The organism is Streptomyces sp. 11-1-2 (assembly GCF_003595545.1).
Classification (GTDB): Bacteria; Actinomycetota; Actinomycetes; order Streptomycetales; family Streptomycetaceae; genus Streptomyces; species Streptomyces hygroscopicus_B.
Genome location: NZ_CP022545.1, coordinates 741,220 through 762,941 on the forward strand (window position 1 = coordinate 741,220; position 21,722 = coordinate 762,941).

The window sequence follows — 21,722 nt, forward strand, 5'->3', positions numbered from 1 at the left end:
CGACCTCCCGCACCAGGAGTGGTCCGGCACATCGCCGCGTCGGACGTCTCGTGAAGACCGCTGTCTGATGTCCACGCTAAGCGCGGCATCAGGCGGGCGCCAACGCTGGCCTCCGGCCCAACGACCGGGCCGGGTCGGCGCCGTGGACACGGCTCCGACCCGGCCGCGGTGCGGCAGCGGCCGGCGCGGTGCGCTCCGCCCGCCCCCTCCATCCCGCCGTCCGGACGGCTCACCGGCAGCTCAGGGAGGCGCGGGCGTTGAGCGTGCGGACGTCGCTTCCCGTGGTGTCCCGGTAGGTGTCGGTGACGCGGGCGAGTTCCTCGGGGGTCCGCGCACCGGCCCGGTTCATGGCCCGGTTCGCCCGTACGACGGCCGCCGTCGCCTCGCGGCGCTCGGTCTCGTAGCGGGCCAGCGCGGTCGGCACATCGTCCGCTCGCGCGAGTTCGCGGGCGAGGACACGGGCGTCCACGACGGCCTGGGACGCGCCGTTGGCCCCCACCGGATACATCGGATGCGCGGCGTCACCGAGCAGGGTCACCCGGCCGCTCCCCCACCACGGCAGCGGCTCGCGGTCGACCATCGGGTATTCGAGGATCTCGCCGCTGTTCATCAGCAGGCCGGGAACATCGAGCCAGCCGAGCCGCCAGTGGTCGAAGTGCGGCAGCACATCGGCGAGCCGGCCCACCCGGTTCCAGGCCGCGTCCCCGGTGAGCGGTCCGGGCTCGGACACCCGCACCTGGCAGACCCAATTCACCCGGCCGCCGCCGATCGGATACGCGACCAGCTCGGCGTCCCCATCACGCACGATCACCATCGAGCGCCCGGTCAGAAACGGCTCGGCGCGCGTCGTGCCCCGCCACATCCGGATGCCCGACCACAGCAGCGGACCGTCCTGCGGGTGGAGCGCGGCGCGGACCGCGGAGTGCAGCCCGTCGGCACCGATCAGCGCCCGCGCGGCGCTCTCTTCGACCGTCCCCGTCGCCCGGTCGAGGACGCGCACGCGCACGCTGCCCCGCTCCCTGGGTCCCGTCCCTTCCCTTGAGCTGCCCAGCTCCCCCGGTCCCGCCCCTTCCCCGGAGTCGTCGAACCCCGCGACCCGCGCCCCGGTGCGGACCGCGTCCGCGCCCAGGCGCTCGCGGACCGCCGTGAGGAGCAGCCGCTGCAGCTCCCCGCGGTGGACCGAGTACTGCGGCCAGCGGTAGCCCTGGGCCATGCCCCGCGGTTCGGTGAAGACCCGGCGGCCGAACCGGTCGCCGTACACGTTCTCGGCGGTGGCCACGCCGATGGCGGCGAGCTCGTCGCCGAGGCCGAGTTCGATGAGCTCTCGCACGGCGTGCGGCAGCAGATTGATGCCGACGCCGAGTGGCCGGATCTCCCGGGCGCTCTCGACGACCGCCGACCCGACACCGGCCGCGTGAAGGCTCAGGGCGGCGGCCAGCCCGCCGATCCCGGCCCCGGCGATGAGCACGCTCATCACTCGGCTCCGGCCTCGGGGCGGACCTCGGGGCGGTCCATGATGCGCAGCCAGGTGCCGTCCGGCCGGCGGCGGGCCACCTGCACCCGGCCGCCGGTGTTGTCGGCGGGGCTGGTCGAGGTGAGGGCCAGATCGCCGTAGCGGACGGTCGGCAGCGCCTCCTCCACCTGGAAGGGGCGCGGGGCGTGCGCCAGCATCCGCTCGCAGACGGCGCGGATCGCCTCCCGGCCGACGGTCATGGCACCCGGCGGGTAGGCGAGCACCGCGTCGTGCTCGTAGAGCTCGGCCAGCCCCTCGGCGTCACCGGCGTTGGCGCGCTCCACGAACAGCCGGGCCAGATCCTCGGGGGTGGTGGCGCGGGCACGGGTCTCGGTCATGGTCGACTCCTTTCGATTGCCTTCGACTGCCTTGCGGCTGTCTTTCGGCTGTCTTTCGGCTGTCTCCAACCCTCCGGCGGGCCCGGTCAGAAGTCCAAGAGATGGTAAGTCTGATTGCTAGAATCAATGGTTATGGAACTACGGCAGCTTGAATACTTCGTGGCGGTGGCCGAGGAGCGGAACTTCACCCGGGCCGCGGAGAAGGTGCATGTGGCCCAGCCCGGGGTCAGCGCACAGATCCGCCGGCTCGAGCGCGAGCTGGGCGAGCAGCTGCTGGACCGCTCGGGCCGCTCGGTGCGGCTGACCGAGGCGGGCGCGGCGGTGCTCCCCTACGCACGGGCCGCGCTCGCGGCGGTGGAGGGCGCCCGGCTCGCGGTCGACGAGCTGACCGGACTGCTGCGCGGCCATGTCGCGGTCGGGACGGTCACCTCGCACAGCGTGGATCTGCCGGGGCTGCTGGCGGAGTTCCACGACGCCCACCCGGCGGTGGAGATCACCCTCACCGAGGCCACCTCGGACGAGCTGCTGGAGGGCCTGCGCACGGGACGGCTCGACGCGGCGATCGTCAGCGTGGGCGCCACGACTCCGGCGGGTGTCGAGCTGGAGGTGATCACGGACCAGCCGATCGTGGCCGCGGTCAGCCCGGACCATGAGCTCGCCGTGCACTCGGCCATCTCGCTGGACACCCTGCGGGGCCGTGCGCTGATCAGCCTGCCGCGCGGCACGGGGCTGCGCACCCGGATCGACGAGGCGTGCGCGGCCGCCGGTTTCACTCCGCATATCGCCTTCGAGGCCAGCGATCCGGAGGTGCTGGCGCAGCTCGCCGAGCGGGGGCTGGGCGCGGCGATCCTGCCCGGTGCGTTCGCCGAGGCGCGGTCGGACCGGCTACGGTCGGTCCGCATCGACCGGCCGACCCTGCGCGGGCGGCTGGCCTTCGCCTGGCGGGCGGACGGCCCGAGCGGCCCGGCCGGCCGGGCCCTGGTCGAGCGCGCCCGCACCGCCCTGGCGGCCGGAGCGTCCGCCACGTCGGCCCCTGACCGCGCCGCCGGGTAAGGAGGCATCTCCCCGCACACGCAGGGCACCCCCCATTGACAGCCCACCAGGGCAGATTCCAGAATTGCGGCATGATCAGGCACCGGTTCGACTCGACGGGACACCTTCGCGCCCCGGACCGGACCGGGTGTGAGCGCTCGGGCCTCTAACCGGGACTCTCCGCATCCCGCGGCCATCGCCCCCGCGCCCCCGAGGCCACGCCGGTCATTCCTCTGACGATCGCCGGTCATTTCCCCTGCCGATGCCGGACATCGTGACGACTGACGATCCGGACATCGCGACGATCCGGACGACGTTCCCGTGGTCCCCCTCGGCACGAGGGCATCTCCCCCCCCGCCTGCCCCTGCCCGTTGTCACGCATGAGGAGACGCCATGACCGTCGTCGACACCACACCAGCGACCCTGCGCGAGGCCCCCATCCCGCCGGACGGGATGTACGAGGGCCGGCGCATCCTGCGGCGAGTGCCCGAGGGGTGGGAGGAGCGTCCGTACGAGCGGTTCGAGGTCGCGCCCCTCGGACGCGTCATCGGGGCCGAGATCCGCGGGCTGGACCTGTCCCGGCCGCTGGAGCCCGCGCTGCGCGAGGAGCTGAACCGGGCCCTGCTGGAGTGGAAGGTGCTCTTCTTCCGCGGCCAGCACCTCACCCCGGAGCGGCAGCGCGGCTTCGCGCGCCACTGGGGCGAGTTGGAGACCAATCCCCTGCTGGCCGCCGGTGCCAGCGAGGATGTCGTCCGCTTCGACAAGGGTTCCGGCGCCACGCCGACCTTCGAGAACATCTGGCACACCGATGTCACCTTTCGCACCCGGCCCGCGCTCGGCGCCGTGCTGCAGTTGCGCGAGGTGCCGCCGGTGGGCGGGGACACCCTGTGGGCGGACATGGCCGCGGCGTACGACAACCTCCCGGCGGAGGTGAGGGACCGCATCGACGGCGCCACCGCCATCCACGACTTCATCCCCGGCTTCGCCCGCTTCTACGGGCCCGAGCGGCTGGCCCCGTTCCAGGAGATGTTCCCGCCGGTGGAGCACCCGGTCGTGCGCACCCATCCCGAGACCGGCCGGCGGATGCTGTTCGTCAACACCTCCTTCACCACCCGGATCACCGGGATGGAGCGGGAGGAGAGCGACCGGCTACTGAGCTTCCTGTGCCGGCAGGCGCATGTCCCGGAGTATCAGGTGCGTTTCCACTGGCAGCCGGGCGACATCGCGTTCTGGGACAACCGCGCCACGCAGCACTACGCGGTCAACGACTACGCCCCGCATCGCAGGGTCGCCGAACGCGTCGCCATCGAGGGCGACCAGCCGTTCTGACCTCCGGCCGACCCGCGGTGGCCCCTGGTGCGACGATTTTCGGTCATCCGTGAAGCCTGCGAAAGCCCGTAGAAGACCCACAGGAGGCCCGTAGATGGCCCGTGGGAGGCTCATAGAAAGCCCTTACCCGGCGCGGACTCGTTCCGGGCGGGTGAAACGATGTCCGGCAGGGGCCACACCGGAGGTATAACCGTTACGGAGTGGTCAGTTGACGAGCCGAGGGAAGGCGACGGGTGCGATACCGGGTGCTGGGAGCGCTTGAGCTGCGCGACGGCGAGGGGTGGGCCTCCCTGGGGCCCGCCAAGTGGCGGACGCTGCTCGCGGTGCTGCTGTGCCACGCCAACCAGACCGTCTCCACCGAGCGGCTCCTGGACGAGCTCTGGGGCGAGGGCGGGGCGCCCCAGAGCGCCACCAAGCTGCTGCAGACCTATGTCTCCCGGCTCCGCCAGACCCTGGGCGACGAGGCCGGGCAGACCCTGATCACCGAGAAGCAGGGCTACAAGGCGCAGGGCTACCGACTGACGGTGGAGGCCGCCGAGTTCGACGCCCACCGCTTCGAGCAGCTGGTCGAGGAGGGGCGGCGGAGCCTCGACCGGGAGGCGCCCGAGACCGCGGCGGAGCGGCTGCGCGAGGCGCTGGCGATGTGGCGCGGCACCCCGTTCGCCGATGTGCCCCCGACCCCGGCGGTGGCGGCGGAGGCCACCCGGCTCGAGGAGTGCCGGCTGCAGGCCGTGGACGCCCGGATCGACGCGGACCTGCGATGCGGGCGGCATACGGCCGTCCTGGGCGAGCTGGAGGCGCTGACCGCCGAGCATCCGTTCCGTGAGGAGCTGCGCGGCTGGCTGATGCTGGCCCTGTACCGGTCCGGCCGGCAGGCCGACGCCCTGGCCGCCTACCGCGATCTGCACCGGCTGCTGAGCGAGGAGCTCGGGGTCGAGCCGACCCCGCCGCTGCGCGGCCTCCACGAGCGGATCCTGAACGCCGACGCCTCCCTGACGGCGCCCGCCCCGGAGGCGGACCGCCCCGGGCCCGCCGCTCCCCGCAAGGCCCCCCGGGGCCCCCGCCAACTGCCGCCCGCCAGCCCCACGTTCACCGGCCGCCATGGCGAGGTCGCGGTGATCCAGGCGCTGATGGACGCGGCCGGGGACCCGGAGGCGGGCGAGAGCGGGCGGTCCGTGGTGCTCGCGGCCATCGACGGCACCGGCGGGGTCGGCAAGTCGACCCTGGCCATTCACGCCGCGCATCAGCTCGCCGACCGCTTCCCCGACGGCCAGCTCTATGTGGATCTGTACGGGGCGACCGCCGGGCAGTCGGCCCTGGACCCCGGCGAGGTGCTCGGCCGGTTCCTGCGCGCCCTCGGCGTGGACGGCTCGAGCGTGCCGGGAGACACCGACGAGGCGTCCGCGCAGTTCCGTTCCCTGGCGGCGGGCCGGCGGCTGCTGGTGATCCTCGACAACGCCGCGAGTGTGGACCAGGTGCGGCCGCTGATCCCCGCCGGGCCGGGCTGCGCCGCGCTGGTCACCAGCCGCGAGATGCTGACCACCCTGGAGGGCGCCACCCATCTGCATCTGGATGTGCTCCCCCAGGACCAGGCGGTGGCGCTGCTGGAGCGGGTCGTCGGCGCGGAGCGGGTGCGGGCCGAGTCCGCGGAGGCGGAGGAGATCACCCGGCTGTGCGGCGGGCTGCCACTGGCGCTGCGGATCGCCGGCGCCCGGCTGGCCGCCCGCCCAGCATGGCCGCTGCGCACCCTCGTGGCGAAGCTGACCGACGCCCGCGGCCGGCTGGACGAGCTGCGGTTCGGCGATCTGGCCGTCCGTATCAGCTTCCAGGTGAGCTACGAGGCGTTCCGGCTCGGCCGGCGCTCCGACGACCTGGACGCGGTCCGCGCCTTCCGGCTGCTCAGCGTGGTGCACGGACATGATGTGAGCCTGCCGGTGGCCGCCGCGCTGCTGGACCTGTCCGCCGACCGCACCGAGAACGCGCTGGAGCGGCTGGTCGATGCCCAGCTCCTGGAGAGCCGGGACTCCGTCCGGTACCACATGCACGATCTGCTGCGGCTGTTCGCGTCGGAGCAGGCGGAGCAGGAGGAGTCCGAGGCGGAGCGCTCGGCGGCGCTGGAGCGGGCGCTGTCCTGCTATGCGGCCACCGCCCAGCAGGCGGTCATCCTGCTCGACCCGCTCCGCCCCTGGCCCCGGCATCCCGGCGAGGGCCCGGCGGTCCCGCTGACCGGCCAGGACGAGGCCGAGAGCTGGCTGAAGGCCGAGCTCCCCAATCTGCTGGCCGCCGTCGTCCACGCGGCCGAGCCCGCCCAGCCCGAGGCGATCGCCCGTCTCGGGCTGCGGCTGGCGCGGGCGCTCCAGTGGTTCCTCTTTCCCCGGGCCCACGCCCAGGATCTGCAGACGGTCAACGAGCTGGCCGTCGAGACCGCCCGCCGCCTGGGCGACCCGGTGAGCGAGGCATGGGCGCTGGACGGCCTCTCCGCCGCGTACTGGCTGCAGCACAGCTATGACGAGGTGCGGACCGCTCTGGAATCGGCGCTGGAGATCTGGCGCGAACTGGGCCACCGGGAGGGCGAGTCGCGCTCCGCCTGTAATCTCGCGGACGCGCTGTGCGAACTGGGCCTGTTCGAGGAGGCCATCACGGCGCAGGAGCGGCAGCTGGCCCTCGCCCGTGAGGCCGGGGATCTGCCGGCCGAGGTGGTCGGTCTGGGCAATCTCGGCCGGGCCCACCGGGGCATGGGCCGTCCCGAGGACGCCCTGACCTGTTTCAAGGAGAGCCTGGAGTACGCCCGCCGCACGGGCAATATCCACCATGAGGGCTTCGCCCTCTACGAGATCGGGATCACCTATATGGAACAGGGCAGGTTCGTCGAGGGCCGGACCCATATGGACCAGGCCCTGCCCGTGTGGCAGCGCCCCGGTACCTACGAGAGCTGGCGCGGGCACACCTGGAGCGGGCTCTTCCCCGCCTGTATGACCCTGCAGATCGGCCCCGGCCCGCGCTGAGCAAATCGGCGCTGAGCAAATCGGCCCCGGCCCGCGCTGAGGCGGGATCCGGGGCGGACGGGGGGCGGACGTCGGACACCGGGGGTACGACGTCGTACACGGGGGGGGCGGGGTTACGGCTTGCGGGCCACCCCGCCGTAGGCCCACACCCGGCTCGGGTCGGACTCGGCGCCGATGCCCGGGCGCCAGGAGGGCAGTTGCACCAGGCCCGGGTCGAGCAGGTCGAGGCCGGTGAAGAACTCCATGATCCCGGCACGGTCGCGGGCGACCAGGCTGACGGGGTCCCCGAAGCTGATGACCTCCCACTCCCGGTCGGTGTCGAGGGTGAAGTCACCGGTGGCATGGGAGAGGACCAGACAGCTGCCCGGTGCGGCCCAGTCCATGAACCGGCGGACGATGCCGACGGGGTTCTCCAGGTCCTCGATGTAGTCGAGGACGAGCGTCAGCAGGATCGCCACCGGCTGCGCGGGGTCGAGCAGCCGCCGCAGCTCCTCATGGCCGAGGAGGTCGTCGGGCGAGCGGACATCGGCCCTGACCATGGTGGTGCCGGAGACGGAGAGACGGGCCTGGCCGTGGCTGACCACGATGGGGTCGTTGTCGGCGTAGACCACACGGGCCCGGGGATTCACGGCCTGGGCGATCTCGTGCACATTCGGGTTCGCCGGCAATCCCGCGCCGATATCCAGGAATTGGCTGATTCCACTGGCCGCGAGATGACGGACGGCACGGTGCAGGAATCTCCGATTGGAGAGCGCGGTGTCGCGGACTTCCGGTGCGACTCCGAGAAATCGCTGGGCCTGCTCGTAATCGGCGAGGTAATTGTCCTTACCGCCGACCAGAAAGTTGTAGACCCTGGCCGGATTCGCCTCGCTGACCGCGAGACGGCCGTGGTCGGCCGGCCGCCACGCCCTTGTCCTGAGGAGCCCTATCCCGGGTCCGCTGCTCTTCATCGTGATTCCCTTACCAGTAGCACTGCCTCGCCTCACCGCGGACGGTTCCGGATCACTGCGGATGCGGAGCCGCGCCCGGACGCCAGGTGACCGTCTTACTGGGCCCCGGTTCGGCCCAGGCGACCGGATCCCGCGCCCATAGGTGGAAGGGCAGTCCGACATCGGCGGACACCCGGCTGAGCTGCCCCCAGGAGTACGCGCCGGAGTGGGTCGCGGTGGCCTGGAGTGCCGCTTCCAGACAGGTGCGAGCGGTGTGTTCGGCCCGGCAGGTGCCGCTCGGGCCGGACCCCTCCACCCCGCCACAGAGCTGGAAGGTGCTCCAGGCGTAGAGGGGTTCGTCCTCGGTGCGAGGCTGATGCTGCTGGTCGACGTTCACAGGCCCTCTCCAGACGCGTCCCTGCCGGGCGGCTGTAGCGATGCGCCCAGCATGGAAGAGGGCGGACCAGCGGCGGTATACCGGCGGTAAAGCGACGGCCGCGGCGGCTCGACCGGGTCCGCCCCGGTCGAGATCCCCGCCACAGCCGCATCGCGTTCCGCATGGGAAAGGCCCTGGTCACACGCGATGTGGCAGCAAGGCGTGCGCCCAGGGCCGCCTGGTCACCCGGCGAGCCAGGCCAGGACCTCCCGGTTGATCCGCTCGGGCGCCTCCAGGTGGAGGAAGTGCCCGGTGCCCTCGACCAGTTCCATGCGCGAGCCCGCCGGGAGGTGGTCCTTGGCCCCCTGGACGACATCGGCGCCGATGCAGCCGTCGTCGGTGCCGTGCAGATAGAGGATGGGGGTCTCCCCGGTGGCCGTGATGGCCTCCTGTTCGGCCGCGTACGCCGCCACATGGCGCGACGGGTCGAACAGGGCCCGGTAGTAGCCGATCGCGGCGGCGAGATGGGCCGGATCCCGCAGGCTCTCCTTGACGTGCGCGATGTCCTTACCGGCGTCCTGGTAGCCGGGCGACCAGTCGCGCCACAGGCCGTCGATCAGGGCCATGTCGTGCGCCGCCGCACCGGCCTCGGCCAGCGGCGTCTGGAACAGGAAGATGTAGAAGGAGCGCTTGAACTGCCCGTAGTCATAGTTGAAGAAGTCGGCCAGCACCCCGCCCAGCGGGGGCACCGACATCGTGACCGCGCGCCGCCAGCGCTCGGGGGCGCTGCCGGTGGCACCGTACGTGGCGATGGCGCCCCAGTCATGGCCGATGAGCACGGCGTCACCGTCGCCGCCGAACGCCTCGTGGAGCGCGTTGGCGTCGGCGGCGATCGCACCCGCCTGGTAGGCGCCGTCGGCCGGTATGCCGGAGGGCGCGTAGCCCCTCAGAAAGGGGGCGACGGCGTGGTAGCCCGCGTCCGCGAGCGCGGGAAGCAGATGACGCCAGGAGTGCGCGGTGTCCGGGAAGCCGTGCAAGCAGAGCGCCAATGGGGCGTCGGCCGGGCCCGCTTCGAAATACCCGAAATCAAGTCCATTTGCGTTGATGTTCTTCAGCTCTGTCACGCCCGACGATGCTAATGCACCGTCAGGATGCCGTCCATGTATGGCCGGAACGGGCTGCGCGCCGGGCCGGGGAAGTGGCAGACTGCGCTATACCGTCCGGAAATTCGATGACGCACCTGAAGTGTTTTCGCCGGCCGAGCCCCAGGGAGGCCCGATGACCAGCCCGAGCAGCACCGTCGCGGACCACCGCGACGCCATGATGCATCGCGGATTCCTCTATCGCGACGAGGACGAAGTCGTCGACGTCTGCGTCCCCTTCCTCCGCGAGGGCCTGGAGGCGGACGACGCCGTGGCCGTCGTCGCCGCCTCCGCCAACATCGGGGCGCTGCGGGACGCGCTCGGGCAGGACGCCAAGGCGGTGCAGTTCGAGGAGGCGCTCAGCTGGTACCAGCACCCGGTCAAGACCATCGCCGCCTATGACTCCTTCGTGAAGGCCGAGAAGCCGCGCCGGGTCCGGGTGATCGCCGAACCGGTGTGGCAGGGCCGCACCCCGCTCGAGGTGGTGGAGTGGGCGCGCTACGAGTCGATCGTCAACGCGGCCTTCGCCCACTCCGGCGCCCGTGCGATCTGCTGTTACGACCGGCGCCTGCTGCACCCCGAGATCCTCGCCTACGCGCGCCAGACCCACCCCGAGATCATCGACGGCCATGGGCCGGAGCGGAGCGACGCCTACACCGACCCCGGCCCGTTCAGCGCCACCTGCGACCGGCGTCGCCTGCCGCCCGCCCCGCGCATGGCCGAGTCGGTGTCGATCGTCTCGACCGATCTGGACGCCGTGCGCACCTTCATCGCCGAGCGGGCGAGCCGGCACGGCATGGGCCATGACGCGCTGCGCAACATGGTCGCGGCCGTGAGCGAGGTGTCCACCACCGCGATCCGGCACGGCGAGGCCCCGGCGCGACTGAGCACCTGGGTCCATGACGGCGATCTGGTCTGCGAGATCTCCGGGCCCGGCCACTGGTACCCGGACGCGCTGTGGGGCTTCACCCCGCCGGCCGACGCCGAGCCCGGATTCGGGCTGTGGGGCGTGCGCATGCTGTGCGACGTCGTACAGATGCAGGCCGACGCGGACGGCACCCTCATCCGGCTGCGCACCCGCATCTGACGTCGCGTCGCCCGCGGACGCGCGCGGCCGGGCCGCGGGGCGGATGGGAAGCCCGCCCTCCCGGCCCCCCACCCGCCAGCGCCCCCGCTCCCCGCGCCACGGGCGGCGCCTGACCTGGCGGGCGCCGGTGGCCGTACCGGTGCCGGATGCGGCCGGGGCGGTGCGGGGCGACACTGGCGGGGAGTGCAACAGCCGTGATGCGGAGTGTGCGTATGGATGGGCTGCCGTCCGTCTGGGAGAGCACGCGATGAACACGCCCCACAGGCGCCGGGGCGCCCAGGGCACCCCGAGGGTGCGGGACCTTCCGACCCGCATCGACGCCACCGGCACCCGGCGGGAGACGGACGCGCTGGGGACCGTCGAGGTCCCCGCCGACCGCTACTGGGGCGCCCAGACCGAGCGGGCCCTGGTCCACTTCGCGATCGGTGACGACCGTATGCCCAAGGCGGTCTACCACGCCTATGGCTATGTCAAGAAGGCTGCCGCGCTGGTCAACGGCCGGGAGGGGCGGCTGGCGGGGTGGCAGGCCGATCTGATCGCGCATGTGGCCGACGAGGTGATCTCCGGTGCGCTGGACGACCACTTCCCGCTGTATGTGTGGCAGGCCGGTTCCGGCACCCAGACCAATGTGAACGTCAACGAGGTCATCAGCAATCGCGCGATCCAGCTGGTCGGCGGCGTCCTCGGCAGCAAGGATCCGGTACACCCCGACGACCACGTCAATCTGGGCCAGTCCGCCAACGACACCTTCCCCACGGCCATGCACATCGCCGCGGTGCGCATCCTGCACGACCCCCTGCTGCCCCAGGTCAGCCTGCTCCAGGAGGCCATCGCCGCCAAGTCCCGCGCCTGGTACGACATCGTCAAGACCGGCCGCACTCATCTTCAGGACGCGGTCCCTCTCTCGGTGGGACAGGAGTGGTCCGGCTACGCCGCCCAGCTCTCCGACGCGCTGGAGCGGCTGCGCGCCACCCTGCCGGATCTGTACCAGCTCGCCATCGGCGGCACCGCGGTCGGCACCGGGCTGGGCGCCCCCGAGGGGTTCGGACCGGCGGTGGCCCGGGAGATCGCCGGGGCCACCGGGCATCCGTTCAAGGTGGCGTCCAACTCCTTCGCGGCCCAGAGCGGTGTGGACACCATGGTGGCCGCCTCCGCCGGGCTGCGGGGCCTCGCCGTCCCCCTGATGAAGATCGCCGACGATCTCCGCTGGCTCGCCTCCGGCCCTCGCTCCGGGCTCGGGGAGCTCACACTGCCCGCCAACGAGCCCGGCAGCTCCAGCATGCCCGGCAAGGTCAACCCGACCCAGTGCGAGGCCATGATGATGGTGTGCACCCAGGTGCTCTCCGACGACAGCGCAGTCGCACACGCGGGCACCCGGGGCAACTTCCAGCTCAACGCGGCACGGCCGCTGGTCATCAGCGACTTCCTGCACTCCGCCCGCATCCTCGCCGACGCCTGCGAGAAGCTGCGCGAGTACTGCGTCGAGGGCATCGAGCTGAACCGCGAGCGGATCGACGAGCATCTCGCCCGCTCGCTGACGCTGGTCACCGCGCTGTCCCCGGAGATCGGCCATGACAAGGCCGGCGAGATCGCCCACAAGGCCGCAGCCGAGGGGACGACCCTGCGCGAGGCGGCCATCGCCAGCGGCCACATCAGCGCCGAGGACTTCGACCGCATCGTGGACCCCCGGAAGATGGCCCGCCTTCGCGACGGCTGACCTCATCGCCATATCCCGTGCTCGGCCAGCGGCCCCACCTCCAGACCCGCGGCCCGGCATTCCTCCACCACCGCGGGCAGCGCGCCCAGCGTGGCGCGCCAGCAGCCCGTGGCCGCGGCGCGGTCGGTGTCATGCAGCAGAACGGTGGCACCGCCGCACAGATCGCGCCGTACGGTGGCGGACACCGACCGCGCGGTGGCGTTCGCGGACCAGTCGCGCCCCCAGGCCGACCAGAGGACGGGGGTGAGCCCGGCCCGTGCCGCCGCCAGCCAGCGGCCGCCGGTGAGGATGCCGTACGGCGGCCGGTACCACAGCGGTGCCACGCCGGTGGCCAGCCGTATCGCGCGGGCGGCACGGGCGACCTCCGTGACGTCCCGGGACACCGTGGGCAGCCAGGGGCGGCTGTGGGTCCAGCCGTGGACAGCGAGCTCATGGCCCCGGCGGACGATTTCCAGCGTGGTGTGCGGGAAGCGCGTCACCCCGTCCCCCAGGAGGAAGAAGGTGGCCCGGACGCCCAGCTCGTCCAGCACCCGGAGGAAGCGCGGTGTGGTGCGCGGATCGGGTCCGTCGTCGAAGGTGAGGGCCACATGGTCGCAGCGTCCGCGGCCCGCCAGGGCGGGGAAGAGGGCGCGCCGGGGCCCGGGCAGCCAGGTGCCGGCCGGTGCGATATGCGCGGCCGCCGCCAGCAGCGCCGCGTTGCGCACCAGGACACCGGAGCGGTGGCGCGCGCTCATGGTGTTCCCGCACCGCCGTCCGGGCTCCGCCGCCGTCCGGGGAGCGCTGTCCCGGCCTGCCGCGGCTGCTCGGGGACGGCCTGGTCCCAGCCGCCGCACATGGCGGGCGAGCGGGTCAGCCCCACGATGCCGGCCGCCATCAGCAGGATGCCGGCCACCTCGGGCACGATGCGCAGCCCCAGGTCGACGCGCTCGCCGAACAGCACCCAGCCCAGCGCGATGCTGACCAGGGCGTCGCCGAGGGTGAGCGCGGGCTGCGAGGCGGCCAGGGTGCCCGCGCGCAGGGTGCTCTGCAGCAGCAGGAAGCTCAGCAGCCCTACGACACACACCGCATACAGCGGCCAGTCGGTGAGCACCGCCACCACCCCACCGGTGAACCGCCCGGTCAACTCCTTGATCAGCGCCGCCGTGCAGGCGAAACAGGCGGCGGTGGCGCTGCCGAGGGCGACGGCGCGCGCGGGCCCGCGCAGCGCACGGGCCACCGCGATCAGGACGCCCACGGCGATGGCCACCACCGCGCCCACGGGCAGCCACTCGCCGTTCTGCGCCGTGGTCTCGCCATGTGAGGGATCGGCCGCCACCAGGAAGAGCGCGAGCCCGGCGGCGAGCATCACGAACGACAGCCAGGTCCGGCCGTCCGGACGGTGGCGGAAGACCAGGCTGCCGACCACCAGGGTGAACAGCAGCTCGCTGACCAGCAGCGGCTGGACCACGGAGAGCCGGCCGACCGCCAGCGCGCCCACCTGCGCCGCCGCCGACACCATCATCGCGGCCAGCCCGGCCAGCCAGTACGGGCGGCGCAGCAGACGCGCCAGCCGCAGCAGGTTCCGCTTCGGACCCGGGGCGGCGCCCCGCTCCTCCCGGACCTGGTCCATCGCGGCCCGCCGCTGCAGTACCGAGGCCATGCCGTTGCCCAGGGCGGACAGCAGGGCCAGCAACACCACCACGACGCTCACCGGGGGTCACCCAAAGCGTGAGGCCAACCGGTGATACAGGCCGGGGGCCACGGCGCGGGCCACCGCGGGCAGCCGCATCCAGGCCGGTACGTACACCTCGTCCCGCCCACGCTCGACGGCGTCCCAGACCGCGTCGGCGACCCGCTCGGGCGGCAGCGGACGCGGCAGCCGGCGGGCGTAGGGGGCGCCGCGCCGGGCGAAGAACGGGGTGTCCACCACACCGGGGACCACATGGGTGACCCGCACCCCGGCCCGGCTCAGCTCGTAGCGCAGGGCGTCGGCGAAGACTCCGAGCGCCGCCTTGGCCGCGGAGTACACCGCCTCGCCGCGCACCCCGACGGTTCCGGCCACCGAGCCGATCAGCACGATGTGTCCCCGCCGCTCGGCCTCCATCCGGGGGACGACCATGCGCACCAGGCGCATCGCGGCGAGCAGATCGACGCGGACCACCTGGTCGATGGCGGCGGGCGGCATGGTGGCGAAGGGGCCGGCCCAGCCCACGCCCGCCCCCGCGACCAGCAGATCCACCCGTCCGGCGGCACGGAGGGCGTCCTGGACGAGCGCCTCCGGGCCCTCCGGCGCGGCCAGGTCGACGGGGAAGGCGAGCGCCGATGTCCTGGCGGCCACACGTTCGAGCCGTTCCCGGTGGCGGCCGCTGACCAGCAGCCGCCAGCCGCCCTCGGCCGCGATCCGGTGGGCGATGGCGGCGCCGATGCCCGAGGAGGCACCGGTCACCAGCGCGACCCTGGTCCCGGTGGTGGCGTCGTACCGGGTGTCCCGCACGTGGCCGCGATCGAGCGGTGCGTCCGGGAGGGGGCGGATCATGGCATCTCCCTGTCTCGCCGCCGACCGGCCGCTGGCCCTGGGTCACCGGCCGTCGAGCGCGCGGTTTGACGGCGTGCGGAGCGGATACCTCCAGTGAGCCATGAGGAGCCGCGCCTCGCACCATCGGAGGTGGCCATGCACCAGCCGTCGGCACGTTTTCTCGTTGTGAGCGCCGGAATGGGGGCCGGACACGACGCGGTCGCCGCCGAGCTGGTGCGCAGGCTGGAGGACCTGGGCCAGGGGGCCGGCCGGGTGGATGTGCTGGAGTTGCTGCCACACCGGATCGGGACGGGGCTGCGTTCGTTCTATCGGACGACCATCCGCCGGGCCCCGATGGTGTACGAGGGCATCTACCGGGCGTTCTTCCGGCCCGGCAAAGGCCCCCGGCCGGGCAGCGCCCCGCTGGCCGCGCTCGCCGAGGACCGGCTGCTGGCGCTGGTGGAGCGGGAGCGGCCGGACGTCGTCGTGCCGGTGTTCCATCTGGCGGCGCAGCTGACCGGCAGGCTCCGGGCGCGCGGGGCCCTGCGGGTGCCCAGCGCGGTCGTGGTGACCGATTTCGCGGTGCACCGCCAGTGGCTGCACCCGGGCAACGATCTGCATCTGTGTGTCACCCCGGAGGCCGCGGACACGGTGCGCCGGGCGCTGGGCCGTCCGTCGGTGGCCACCGGACCCGTGGTGGCGCCGTGCTTCTTCGCCCCGGCGCCGGGGGCGGCGCGGTGGCGTCGGCATTTGTGTGCGCTCGCGCCCGGGAGGCCGCCGGTGCTGCTGTCCGTGGGGGCGTGGGGCGCCGGGACACGGGTGGTGGACACGGCGCGGCTGGTGGCCGGGGCGGGGTATCTGCCGGTGGTGCTGTGCGGCCGGGACGAGCGGCTGCGCGCCGAGCTGTCGCGCCGACCGGATGTGGCGGCCTTCGGCTGGGAGCGGGACATGCCCGGTCTGCTGGCCGCCGTACGAGCCGTGGTGGACAACGCGGCCGGTCAGACCGCACTGGAGGCGCTGGCCACCGGGGTGCCCGTGATCGGCTACCGCCCCATCCCGGGCCATGGCCGCGAGGGCGTCCGGCGGATGGCCGCGCTGGGGCTCTCGGACCATGCGCGGGACTCGTGGGAGCTGCTGCGGCTGCTCGACGCGCTCACCGAGCCCTCCGCGTGGCGGGAGCGCCGTATCGCGGCGGGCCGCCGGCTGTTCGCCGACGACGCCGCCGTCCGGCTGACCTGGGCGGTCGCGCGGACGGCGGCGTCGGGCTGAGTCCGTCGAAGGCTGGGCTTCTTCGAAGCGGCTGTGCTGTGCGAAGGGTGCGGGGAGGCCGCGCCCTTCGGGTTTCGGCCCTCGGGGCCCCTAGTCCGCCTTCTCCCCTAGCCCGCCTTCTTGACGAACTCGGTGGTGTAGGTCTTCTTCAGATCCACCGTGGCGTTCTTCAGGTTGGGGTTGAACGCCTTGAGGACGCGCTCGACTGTCGCCGGGCCGTCCGCCGGCATCACCCCGTCCTTGGTGAACATCGGCAGGGTGCTCTTGATGGCCTCCACGTAGAGCTTCGCACCGCCCTGCGCGTAGTCGCTCGGCATCTTGGCGGCGATGTCCTCGGCCGAGTGGGTGGACATCCACTTCAGGGTCTTCACGAAGGCGTTGGCCATCTTCTGCACCGTGTCCTTGTGGCCGTTCACCCAGTCGGTGTTCATGTAGAGCGAGGAGGAGGGGTACAGACCGCCCAGTGCCTGCTTGGATCCCTCGGGTGTGCGCATGTCGATCAGGACCTTGCCGATCTTCTGGTCCACGATCTGGGCGACCGTGGGATCGGTCGTCATACCGCCCTGGATGGAGCCCTGCTTGAGGGCCGAGATGAAGGTCTGGCCCGCGCCGACCGCCACCGGGGTGAACTCGCTGGTCTTCACGCCGCTGTCGACCGCGAGGTACTTGGTCAGGAAGTCCGTGGAGGAGCCCAGACCGGTGACACCGAGCTTCTTGCCCTTGAAGTCCTTGGGGGACGTCATCTCGTCCGCCGCCTTGTTGGACACCACCTCGACCTCACCGGGGGCCTGGGCGAGCTGGACGACGGACTCCACCTGCTTGCCCTTGACCTGCAGATCGAGGGTGTGGTCGTAGAAGCCGACGACACCCTGGACATCGCCCGCGATCAGCGAGGTGGTGGCCTGCACCCCGGCGGGCTCGGTGAGCAACTGGACCTCGAGGCCCTCCGCCTTGAAGTAGCCGAGCCGCTGGGTGAGCATCGCGGGCATGTAGATGACCTTGTCCAGGCCACCCACCATGATCTTGACCTTGCCGTTCTCGCCGCCGGAGGCGCTGGAGTCACCGCCGCAGGCGGTGAGGGTGGTCAGAGCGAGCGCCGCGGCGACCGCGGCCGCGGAGAACTTGGCACTGTTGCGCATGGGTTACGTCCTTGTGAGCGGTGATGAGCTGGGAAGAAGAAGGCGGGGCTTCAGCGGTCTTCGCCGGGCTGGGCGGGCTTCCAGCGGAAGAGCCGCTTCTCCAGGAAGGTCAGCAGCCCCTCGGCGAGCAGGGCCACCACGGCGAGGATCACCATGGCGGCGTACACACCGGCGGCGTTGAAGGTGCCCTGCGAGGAGGACACCAGCAGGCCGAGCCCCTTGGTGGCGCCGATGTACTCGCCGACGATGGCGCCGATGAGGGCGAAGCCGAAGCTGACATGGAGGCTGGTGAAGATCCACGAGGTGGCGGAGGGGATCACCACCTGGAGGGTGACCTGGCGGTTGCTCGCGCCGAGGATCCGGGAGTTGGCCACCAGGTTGCGGTCGACCTCCCGGGCGCCCTGGAAGGCGTTGAAGAAGACGGGGAAGAAGACCAGGACGACGGCCGAGGCGACCTTCGAGGCCGGGCCGAGGCCGAACCAGATCAGGAAGATGGGCGCGAGGACGATGCGCGGCAGCGCGTTGAGCACCTTGATGTACGGGCCGAGCACATCGGCGAGGAAAGCGACCCGGCCGAACGCGATCCCCAGGACCACACCGGCCACGACGCCGATGCCCCAGCCCAGGAGCGCCTCGTAGAGCGTGTACCAGATCTGCTCCCACAGCGAGCCCTGCGCGGTGCCGTGCAGCGCCCACTGCTTGAGCTGGTCCCAGATCTTGGAGGGCATCGAGAAGTTGAACGGGTCGATGACGGCGGCGCGGGCCAGCCATTCCCACAGCCCGATGACACCGAGGAGCACCAGGGCGCGGCTGGTCTGGACGAGGATCGCGCGGTTGCGGGCGGCGCGTGCCCGGGCCCTGGTGCGCGTGCCGGGTGTCTTGTCGAGGGTGGGCGCGGCCGTGGCGGACACGGTCTCAGGCATCGACGGCACCCCTCTCACGGGTGATGCGGACCTCTTCGCCGAGCGAGGACCAGATCTCCCGGTAGATCTCCACGAACCGCGGCTCCAGCCGCACCGACTCGACCTTGCGGGGCCGGGGCAGATCGATCTCGAAGACCTCCTTGACGGTGGCCGGTCCGGCCGTCATCACGACGACCTTGTCGGCCAGGGCGATGGACTCCTCCAGGTCGTGGGTGACGAAGACGACGCAGGCGCCGGTCCCCGCCCACAGCTCCAGCAGTTCGTCCGACATCAGCGCGCGGGTCTGCACATCGAGCGCCGAGAACGGCTCGTCCATGAGCAGGATCTCGGGGTCGTTGACGAAGGTCGACGCGAGCGCCACACGCTTGCGCTGACCGCCCGAAAGCTGATGCGGATAGCGGTCCTCGAAGGAGGAGAGACCGACCCGGGCCAGCCACTCACGGGCCCGTTCCTTCGCCTCCTGCTTGGGCACACCGCGAAAACGCGGGCCGGCCATCACATTCGACAGCACGCTGCGCCAGGGGAACACCGCGTCCTGCTGGAAGACGAAGCCGACGTTGGAGGCGATGCCGCGGACCGGTTCACCGGCCACCAGCACCTCGCCCTCGGTGGGCTCCTCCAACCCGCTGACCAGCGTCAGTGTCGTGGACTTTCCGCAACCGGTGGGCCCGACGACGGCGACGAACTCACCGTGCCCAACCGTCAGGTCGAGATCCCTGACCGCGGTGTGGAGGGCCCCGGACGGTGTCCGGAACGCCTTGCTCGTTCCCCGCAGCTCGATGGCGGGGCTGGTGTGGCTGCTCATGGCCGGGAGGCTAGAAGTGACCTCGGCCACAGCGGCAGTCTTCTGGGCACAACCCGCCGTTGCGCCCACAAACCGCGTTCTGCTCGTTTTGCTCGCGCCCTGGCAACGAAAACGCCACGGAGACTGGGCATACGCCCCGGACACCTTTACGGTGCGTTCACAGCACCATAAACGGACGAAGTACTACCGCTCGCGCATGGAACCACACGGGATGAGCGAGACGGGAGACAGGGGGCCCATCATGCGCATCCGATGGCCCCGGCGTGTCTCCGGCCAGGTGCTCGCCGCGCAGCTCTCCATCACCGCCGGGGTGATGGTGCTGGCGACCGCGCTGTTCCTGGCCCCGCTCAGCTCCGAGATCGACAACCAGGCGATGCACCAGGCGCTCGCCATCGCCCAGACCACCGCGGCCGATCCGGACATCGCGCGGGACCTCGCCGCCACCGAGCCCACCCCCTCGGGTCCGGTGCAGCGGGCGGCCGAACGGATCCGCCGGGCCACCGGCGCGCTGTACATCGTGGTGATGGACTCCCGGGGGGTGCGCTGGTCGCACACCACCACCGCCCGGATCGGCGAACACGTCTCCACCGATCCGGGCGAGGCGCTCTCGGGCCGGGAGGTCCTGCAGATCGACGTGGGGACGCTCGGCCGCTCGGCCCGCGCCAAGGTTCCGCTGCACTCCGGGGACGGACGGATCGTCGGGGCGGTGTCGGTGGGCATCGGCTACGGCAGCGTGCGCGACCAGCTGCTGGCGGCGGTGCCCCGGCTGCTGCTGTACGCGGGGGCGGCGCTCGGGGTCGGTGTCCTGGCGGCGATCGCCGTCTCGCGCCAACTGCGCCGCCGTACGCACGGTGTCGCGTTCGCCGACATCTCGGCGCTGCTGGACGAGCGGGAGGCGATGCTGCACGGCATCCGCGAAGGAGTCGTGGCCTTCGACCGGCACGGCCGGATCCGTCTGATCAACGACGAGGCCGGGCGGCTGCTCGGGATCCGCCCGGACGCCACCGGCCGCACCCTGGAGGAGTCACTGCCACCGGGCCGTACCACCGATGTGCTGGCGGGGCGGGTGGACGGGGCGGATCTGCTGACGGTCAGCGGCGCCCGGGTGCTGGTGGCCAACCGTATGCCGACCGAGGACGGCGGGGCGGTGGCGACCCTGCGCGACCGCACCGAGCTGGAGTTGCTGGGCCGCGAGCTGGACAGCACCCGCGGGCTGCTGGACGCGCTGCGCGCCCAGGACCACGAACACGCCAACCGGCTGCACACCCTGCTGGGGCTGCTGGAGCTGGGACTGCACGAACGCGCGGCACAGTTCGTGGCCGAGCTCACCAACGCCCGGCGTGCCTCGGCCGAGCAGATCTCCGAACGGGTGCACGATCCGCTGCTGTCGGCGCTGCTGGTCGGCAAGTCGGCCATCGTGGCCGAGCGCGGCGTGGCCCTGCGTATCTCGCCCGCGACCCTGCTGCCCGGGCGGGTGGTCGATCCGCGCGATCTGGTGACCGTGCTCGGCAACCTCGTCGACAACGCGCTGGACGCGGTGGCCGCACACCCCTCCCCCACTCCGTTCATCGAGGTCGAGTTGCGGGCCGAGGGCACCACCGCCGTACTGCGGGTGAGCGACACCGGTCCGGGGGTGCCACCGGGGATGCGCGAACAGATCTTCACCGAGGGCTGGTCCACCAAGCGGCCCGCCCGCCCCGGCTCCCGGGACGCCCGGCCCGATGCCCATGAGGAGTTCGCCACGGTGTCGCCGCGCGGCCGGGGCATCGGACTGGCCCTGGTACGGCGGCTGGCCGAGCGGTACGGGGGCATGGCCCGGGTCACCGCCCGGGCGGGTGGCGGGGCGGTGTTCACCGTCGTCCTGCCCGAGGCCCTCACCGGGGACGACACACCCACTCATGAGTTCACCGCAGCAGGAGAGTCACGATGATTGACGTTCTTGTCGTGGACGACGACTTCCACGTCGCCGAGATCAACGCCGCGTATGTGGCCCAGGTGCCCGGCTACCGGGTCACCGCCCGCGCCCATACCGCCGCCCAGGCCCTCGCGACCCTCGAACGCACCCCGGTCGACCTCGTCCTGCTCGACCACTATCTGCCGGACGAGACCGGGCTGACCCTGGTGCGGCGGATGCGCCAGCTCGGCCACCACGCCGACGTCATCATGGTGACGGCCGCCTGTGATGTGGCCACCGTCCAGGCCGCCATGCGCCATGGCGCACTGCAGTACCTGGTCAAGCCGTTCAGCTTCGCCGGGCTGCGGGCCAAGCTGGACGGCTACGCGGGGCTGCGCCGCACCCTCGAGGGCGTCGGCGGGCGCGGCGAGACCGGCCAGGAGAAGGTGGACCGGATCTTCGGCGCCTTCGCAGCCGCCGACACTTCCGGCCCCGCCCTCCCCAAAGGCCACTCCGCGCCCACCGTCGACCTCATACGGCGGGTCCTGGACCAGGCCGACCAGCCGCTCTCCGCCCACGAAGTGGCGGAGCGCACCGGTATCAGCCGCTCCACGGCCCAGCGTTATCTGAAGTACCTCGAACATGCGGGCCGCATCAGCCTCACCCTCAAGTACGGGGACACCGGCCGTCCCGAACACCGCTACACATGGGTGGCGGTGAACTGACGGCA

The 21,722-nt window shown here is 72.2% G+C and carries 19 protein-coding genes; 8 read left to right on the forward strand and 11 right to left on the reverse strand.

Translation table 11 applies throughout. The features are described from left to right. Positions 1-229: 229 nt before the first annotated feature. Both CGL27_RS03510 and CGL27_RS03515 read right to left on the reverse strand, forming a co-directional pair. A complete protein-coding gene (locus CGL27_RS03510; protein ID WP_119984436.1) occupies positions 230-1,474 on the reverse strand; it encodes an FAD-dependent monooxygenase in 1,245 nt (414 codons plus the stop codon). Beyond that, entirely contained in the window at positions 1,474-1,851 is a 378-nt protein-coding gene (locus CGL27_RS03515) for a nuclear transport factor 2 family protein (RefSeq protein WP_119984438.1), read from the reverse strand. Before CGL27_RS03515 ends, CGL27_RS03510 begins: the two co-directional genes overlap by 1 nt. A 132-nt stretch (positions 1,852-1,983) precedes the next feature. Between CGL27_RS03515 and CGL27_RS03520 the strand changes: the two genes are divergently transcribed. The 3 genes from CGL27_RS03520 (at position 1,984) to CGL27_RS03530 (ending at position 7,217) form a co-directional block, all read left to right on the forward strand. Beyond that, positions 1,984-2,904, forward strand: coding sequence for a LysR substrate-binding domain-containing protein (locus CGL27_RS03520; RefSeq protein WP_119984440.1), 921 nt, complete (start codon positions 1,984-1,986; stop codon positions 2,902-2,904). Positions 2,905-3,276: 372 nt separating this feature from the next. Then, complete coding sequence (locus CGL27_RS03525; RefSeq protein ID WP_119984442.1) at positions 3,277-4,212, forward strand: TauD/TfdA family dioxygenase; 936 nt, start codon at positions 3,277-3,279, stop codon at positions 4,210-4,212. A 233-nt stretch (positions 4,213-4,445) separates the two neighbouring features. Beyond that, complete coding sequence (locus CGL27_RS03530; RefSeq protein WP_119984444.1) at positions 4,446-7,217, forward strand: AfsR/SARP family transcriptional regulator; 2,772 nt, start codon at positions 4,446-4,448, stop codon at positions 7,215-7,217. A gap of 113 nt (positions 7,218-7,330) precedes the next feature. Here CGL27_RS03530 and CGL27_RS03535 read toward each other — a convergent pair whose 3' ends face one another. The 3 genes from CGL27_RS03535 to CGL27_RS03545 form a co-directional block, all read right to left on the reverse strand. Then, a complete protein-coding gene (locus CGL27_RS03535; RefSeq protein ID WP_119984445.1) occupies positions 7,331-8,167 on the reverse strand; it encodes an SAM-dependent methyltransferase in 837 nt (278 codons plus the stop codon). Positions 8,168-8,219: 52 nt separating this feature from the next. After that, positions 8,220-8,543, reverse strand: coding sequence for a hypothetical protein (locus CGL27_RS03540; RefSeq protein WP_078638415.1), 324 nt, complete (start codon positions 8,541-8,543; stop codon positions 8,220-8,222). 221 nt (positions 8,544-8,764) lie between these two features. Next, positions 8,765-9,646, reverse strand: coding sequence for an alpha/beta hydrolase (locus tag CGL27_RS03545; protein ID WP_078638416.1), 882 nt, complete (start codon positions 9,644-9,646; stop codon positions 8,765-8,767). 154 nt (positions 9,647-9,800) lie between these two features. Between CGL27_RS03545 and CGL27_RS03550 the strand changes: the two genes are divergently transcribed. Then, entirely contained in the window at positions 9,801-10,751 is a 951-nt protein-coding gene (locus tag CGL27_RS03550; RefSeq protein ID WP_119984447.1) for a sensor histidine kinase, read from the forward strand. Between the two features lie 247 nt (positions 10,752-10,998). Further along, the gene (locus CGL27_RS03555; protein WP_119984449.1) at positions 10,999-12,468 is read left to right on the forward strand and encodes a class II fumarate hydratase; all 1,470 of its coding nucleotides are present in this window, start codon (positions 10,999-11,001) and stop codon (positions 12,466-12,468) included. A gap of 2 nt (positions 12,469-12,470) precedes the next feature. Here the strand turns inward: CGL27_RS03555 and CGL27_RS03560 are convergent, their stop codons facing one another. The 3 genes from CGL27_RS03560 to CGL27_RS03570 are packed head-to-tail and all read right to left on the reverse strand — an operon-like array spanning position 12,471 to position 14,983. Further along, positions 12,471-13,202 (reverse strand): polysaccharide deacetylase family protein, encoded by a 732-nt coding sequence (locus tag CGL27_RS03560; protein WP_119984451.1) that lies wholly within the window; start codon positions 13,200-13,202, stop codon positions 12,471-12,473. After that, the gene (locus CGL27_RS03565; protein ID WP_205587614.1) at positions 13,199-14,158 is read right to left on the reverse strand and encodes a DMT family transporter; all 960 of its coding nucleotides are present in this window, start codon (positions 14,156-14,158) and stop codon (positions 13,199-13,201) included. The genes CGL27_RS03560 and CGL27_RS03565 overlap by 4 nt, the downstream gene beginning before the upstream one ends. Before the next feature lie 6 nt (positions 14,159-14,164). After that, entirely contained in the window at positions 14,165-14,983 is an 819-nt protein-coding gene (locus CGL27_RS03570; protein WP_119984453.1) for an SDR family NAD(P)-dependent oxidoreductase, read from the reverse strand. 135 nt (positions 14,984-15,118) lie between these two features. Between CGL27_RS03570 and CGL27_RS03575 the strand changes: the two genes are divergently transcribed. Next, positions 15,119-16,231, forward strand: coding sequence for a galactosyldiacylglycerol synthase (locus CGL27_RS03575; RefSeq protein WP_119984455.1), 1,113 nt, complete (start codon positions 15,119-15,121; stop codon positions 16,229-16,231). Between the two features lie 107 nt (positions 16,232-16,338). Here CGL27_RS03575 and CGL27_RS03580 read toward each other — a convergent pair whose 3' ends face one another. Genes CGL27_RS03580 through CGL27_RS03590 form a run of 3 tightly spaced genes read right to left on the reverse strand, consistent with a single transcriptional unit; the run spans position 16,339 to position 19,098 of the window. Beyond that, a complete protein-coding gene (locus tag CGL27_RS03580) occupies positions 16,339-17,370 on the reverse strand; it encodes an ABC transporter substrate-binding protein (RefSeq protein WP_119984457.1) in 1,032 nt (343 codons plus the stop codon). 50 nt (positions 17,371-17,420) lie between these two features. Next, a complete protein-coding gene (locus CGL27_RS03585; RefSeq protein ID WP_119984459.1) occupies positions 17,421-18,293 on the reverse strand; it encodes an ABC transporter permease in 873 nt (290 codons plus the stop codon). Beyond that, on the reverse strand, positions 18,286-19,098 hold the full coding sequence (locus CGL27_RS03590; RefSeq protein WP_119984461.1) for an ABC transporter ATP-binding protein: 813 nt from the start codon (positions 19,096-19,098) through the stop codon (positions 18,286-18,288). Before CGL27_RS03590 ends, CGL27_RS03585 begins: the two co-directional genes overlap by 8 nt. A 241-nt stretch (positions 19,099-19,339) precedes the next feature. On the opposite strand from CGL27_RS03590, the gene CGL27_RS03595 reads away from it, so the two are divergent. Beyond that, a complete protein-coding gene (locus CGL27_RS03595; RefSeq protein ID WP_119994225.1) occupies positions 19,340-21,028 on the forward strand; it encodes a sensor histidine kinase in 1,689 nt (562 codons plus the stop codon). Next, positions 21,025-21,717 carry a response regulator gene (locus tag CGL27_RS03600; protein WP_119984463.1) on the forward strand — a complete coding sequence of 231 codons (693 nt, stop codon included), beginning with the start codon at positions 21,025-21,027 and terminating at the stop codon, positions 21,715-21,717. The genes CGL27_RS03595 and CGL27_RS03600 overlap by 4 nt, the downstream gene beginning before the upstream one ends. Positions 21,718-21,722: the final 5 nt, after the last annotated feature.

Bases quoted from the DNA above. Each gene is read 5' to 3' on its own strand.
- CGL27_RS03575 (WP_119984455.1), top strand. From the start codon at position 15,119: ATGCACCAGCCGTCGGCACGTTTTCTCGTTGTGAGCGCCGGAATGGGG.
- CGL27_RS03550 (WP_119984447.1), top strand. From the start codon at position 9,801: ATGACCAGCCCGAGCAGCACCGTCGCGGACCACCGCGACGCCATGATG.
- CGL27_RS03595 (WP_119994225.1), top strand. From the start codon at position 19,340: ATGCGCATCCGATGGCCCCGGCGTGTCTCCGGCCAGGTGCTCGCCGCG.
- CGL27_RS03535 (WP_119984445.1), bottom strand. From the start codon at position 8,167: ATGAAGAGCAGCGGACCCGGGATAGGGCTCCTCAGGACAAGGGCGTGG.
- CGL27_RS03520 (WP_119984440.1), top strand. From the start codon at position 1,984: ATGGAACTACGGCAGCTTGAATACTTCGTGGCGGTGGCCGAGGAGCGG.
- CGL27_RS03555 (WP_119984449.1), top strand. From the start codon at position 10,999: ATGAACACGCCCCACAGGCGCCGGGGCGCCCAGGGCACCCCGAGGGTG.
- CGL27_RS03560 (WP_119984451.1), bottom strand. From the start codon at position 13,202: ATGAGCGCGCGCCACCGCTCCGGTGTCCTGGTGCGCAACGCGGCGCTG.
- CGL27_RS03510 (WP_119984436.1), bottom strand. From the start codon at position 1,474: ATGAGCGTGCTCATCGCCGGGGCCGGGATCGGCGGGCTGGCCGCCGCC.
- CGL27_RS03580 (WP_119984457.1), bottom strand. From the start codon at position 17,370: ATGCGCAACAGTGCCAAGTTCTCCGCGGCCGCGGTCGCCGCGGCGCTC.
- CGL27_RS03515 (WP_119984438.1), bottom strand. From the start codon at position 1,851: ATGACCGAGACCCGTGCCCGCGCCACCACCCCCGAGGATCTGGCCCGG.
- CGL27_RS03570 (WP_119984453.1), bottom strand. From the start codon at position 14,983: ATGATCCGCCCCCTCCCGGACGCACCGCTCGATCGCGGCCACGTGCGG.
- CGL27_RS03590 (WP_119984461.1), bottom strand. From the start codon at position 19,098: ATGAGCAGCCACACCAGCCCCGCCATCGAGCTGCGGGGAACGAGCAAG.
- CGL27_RS03585 (WP_119984459.1), bottom strand. From the start codon at position 18,293: ATGCCTGAGACCGTGTCCGCCACGGCCGCGCCCACCCTCGACAAGACA.
- CGL27_RS03600 (WP_119984463.1), top strand. From the start codon at position 21,025: ATGATTGACGTTCTTGTCGTGGACGACGACTTCCACGTCGCCGAGATC.
- CGL27_RS03525 (WP_119984442.1), top strand. From the start codon at position 3,277: ATGACCGTCGTCGACACCACACCAGCGACCCTGCGCGAGGCCCCCATC.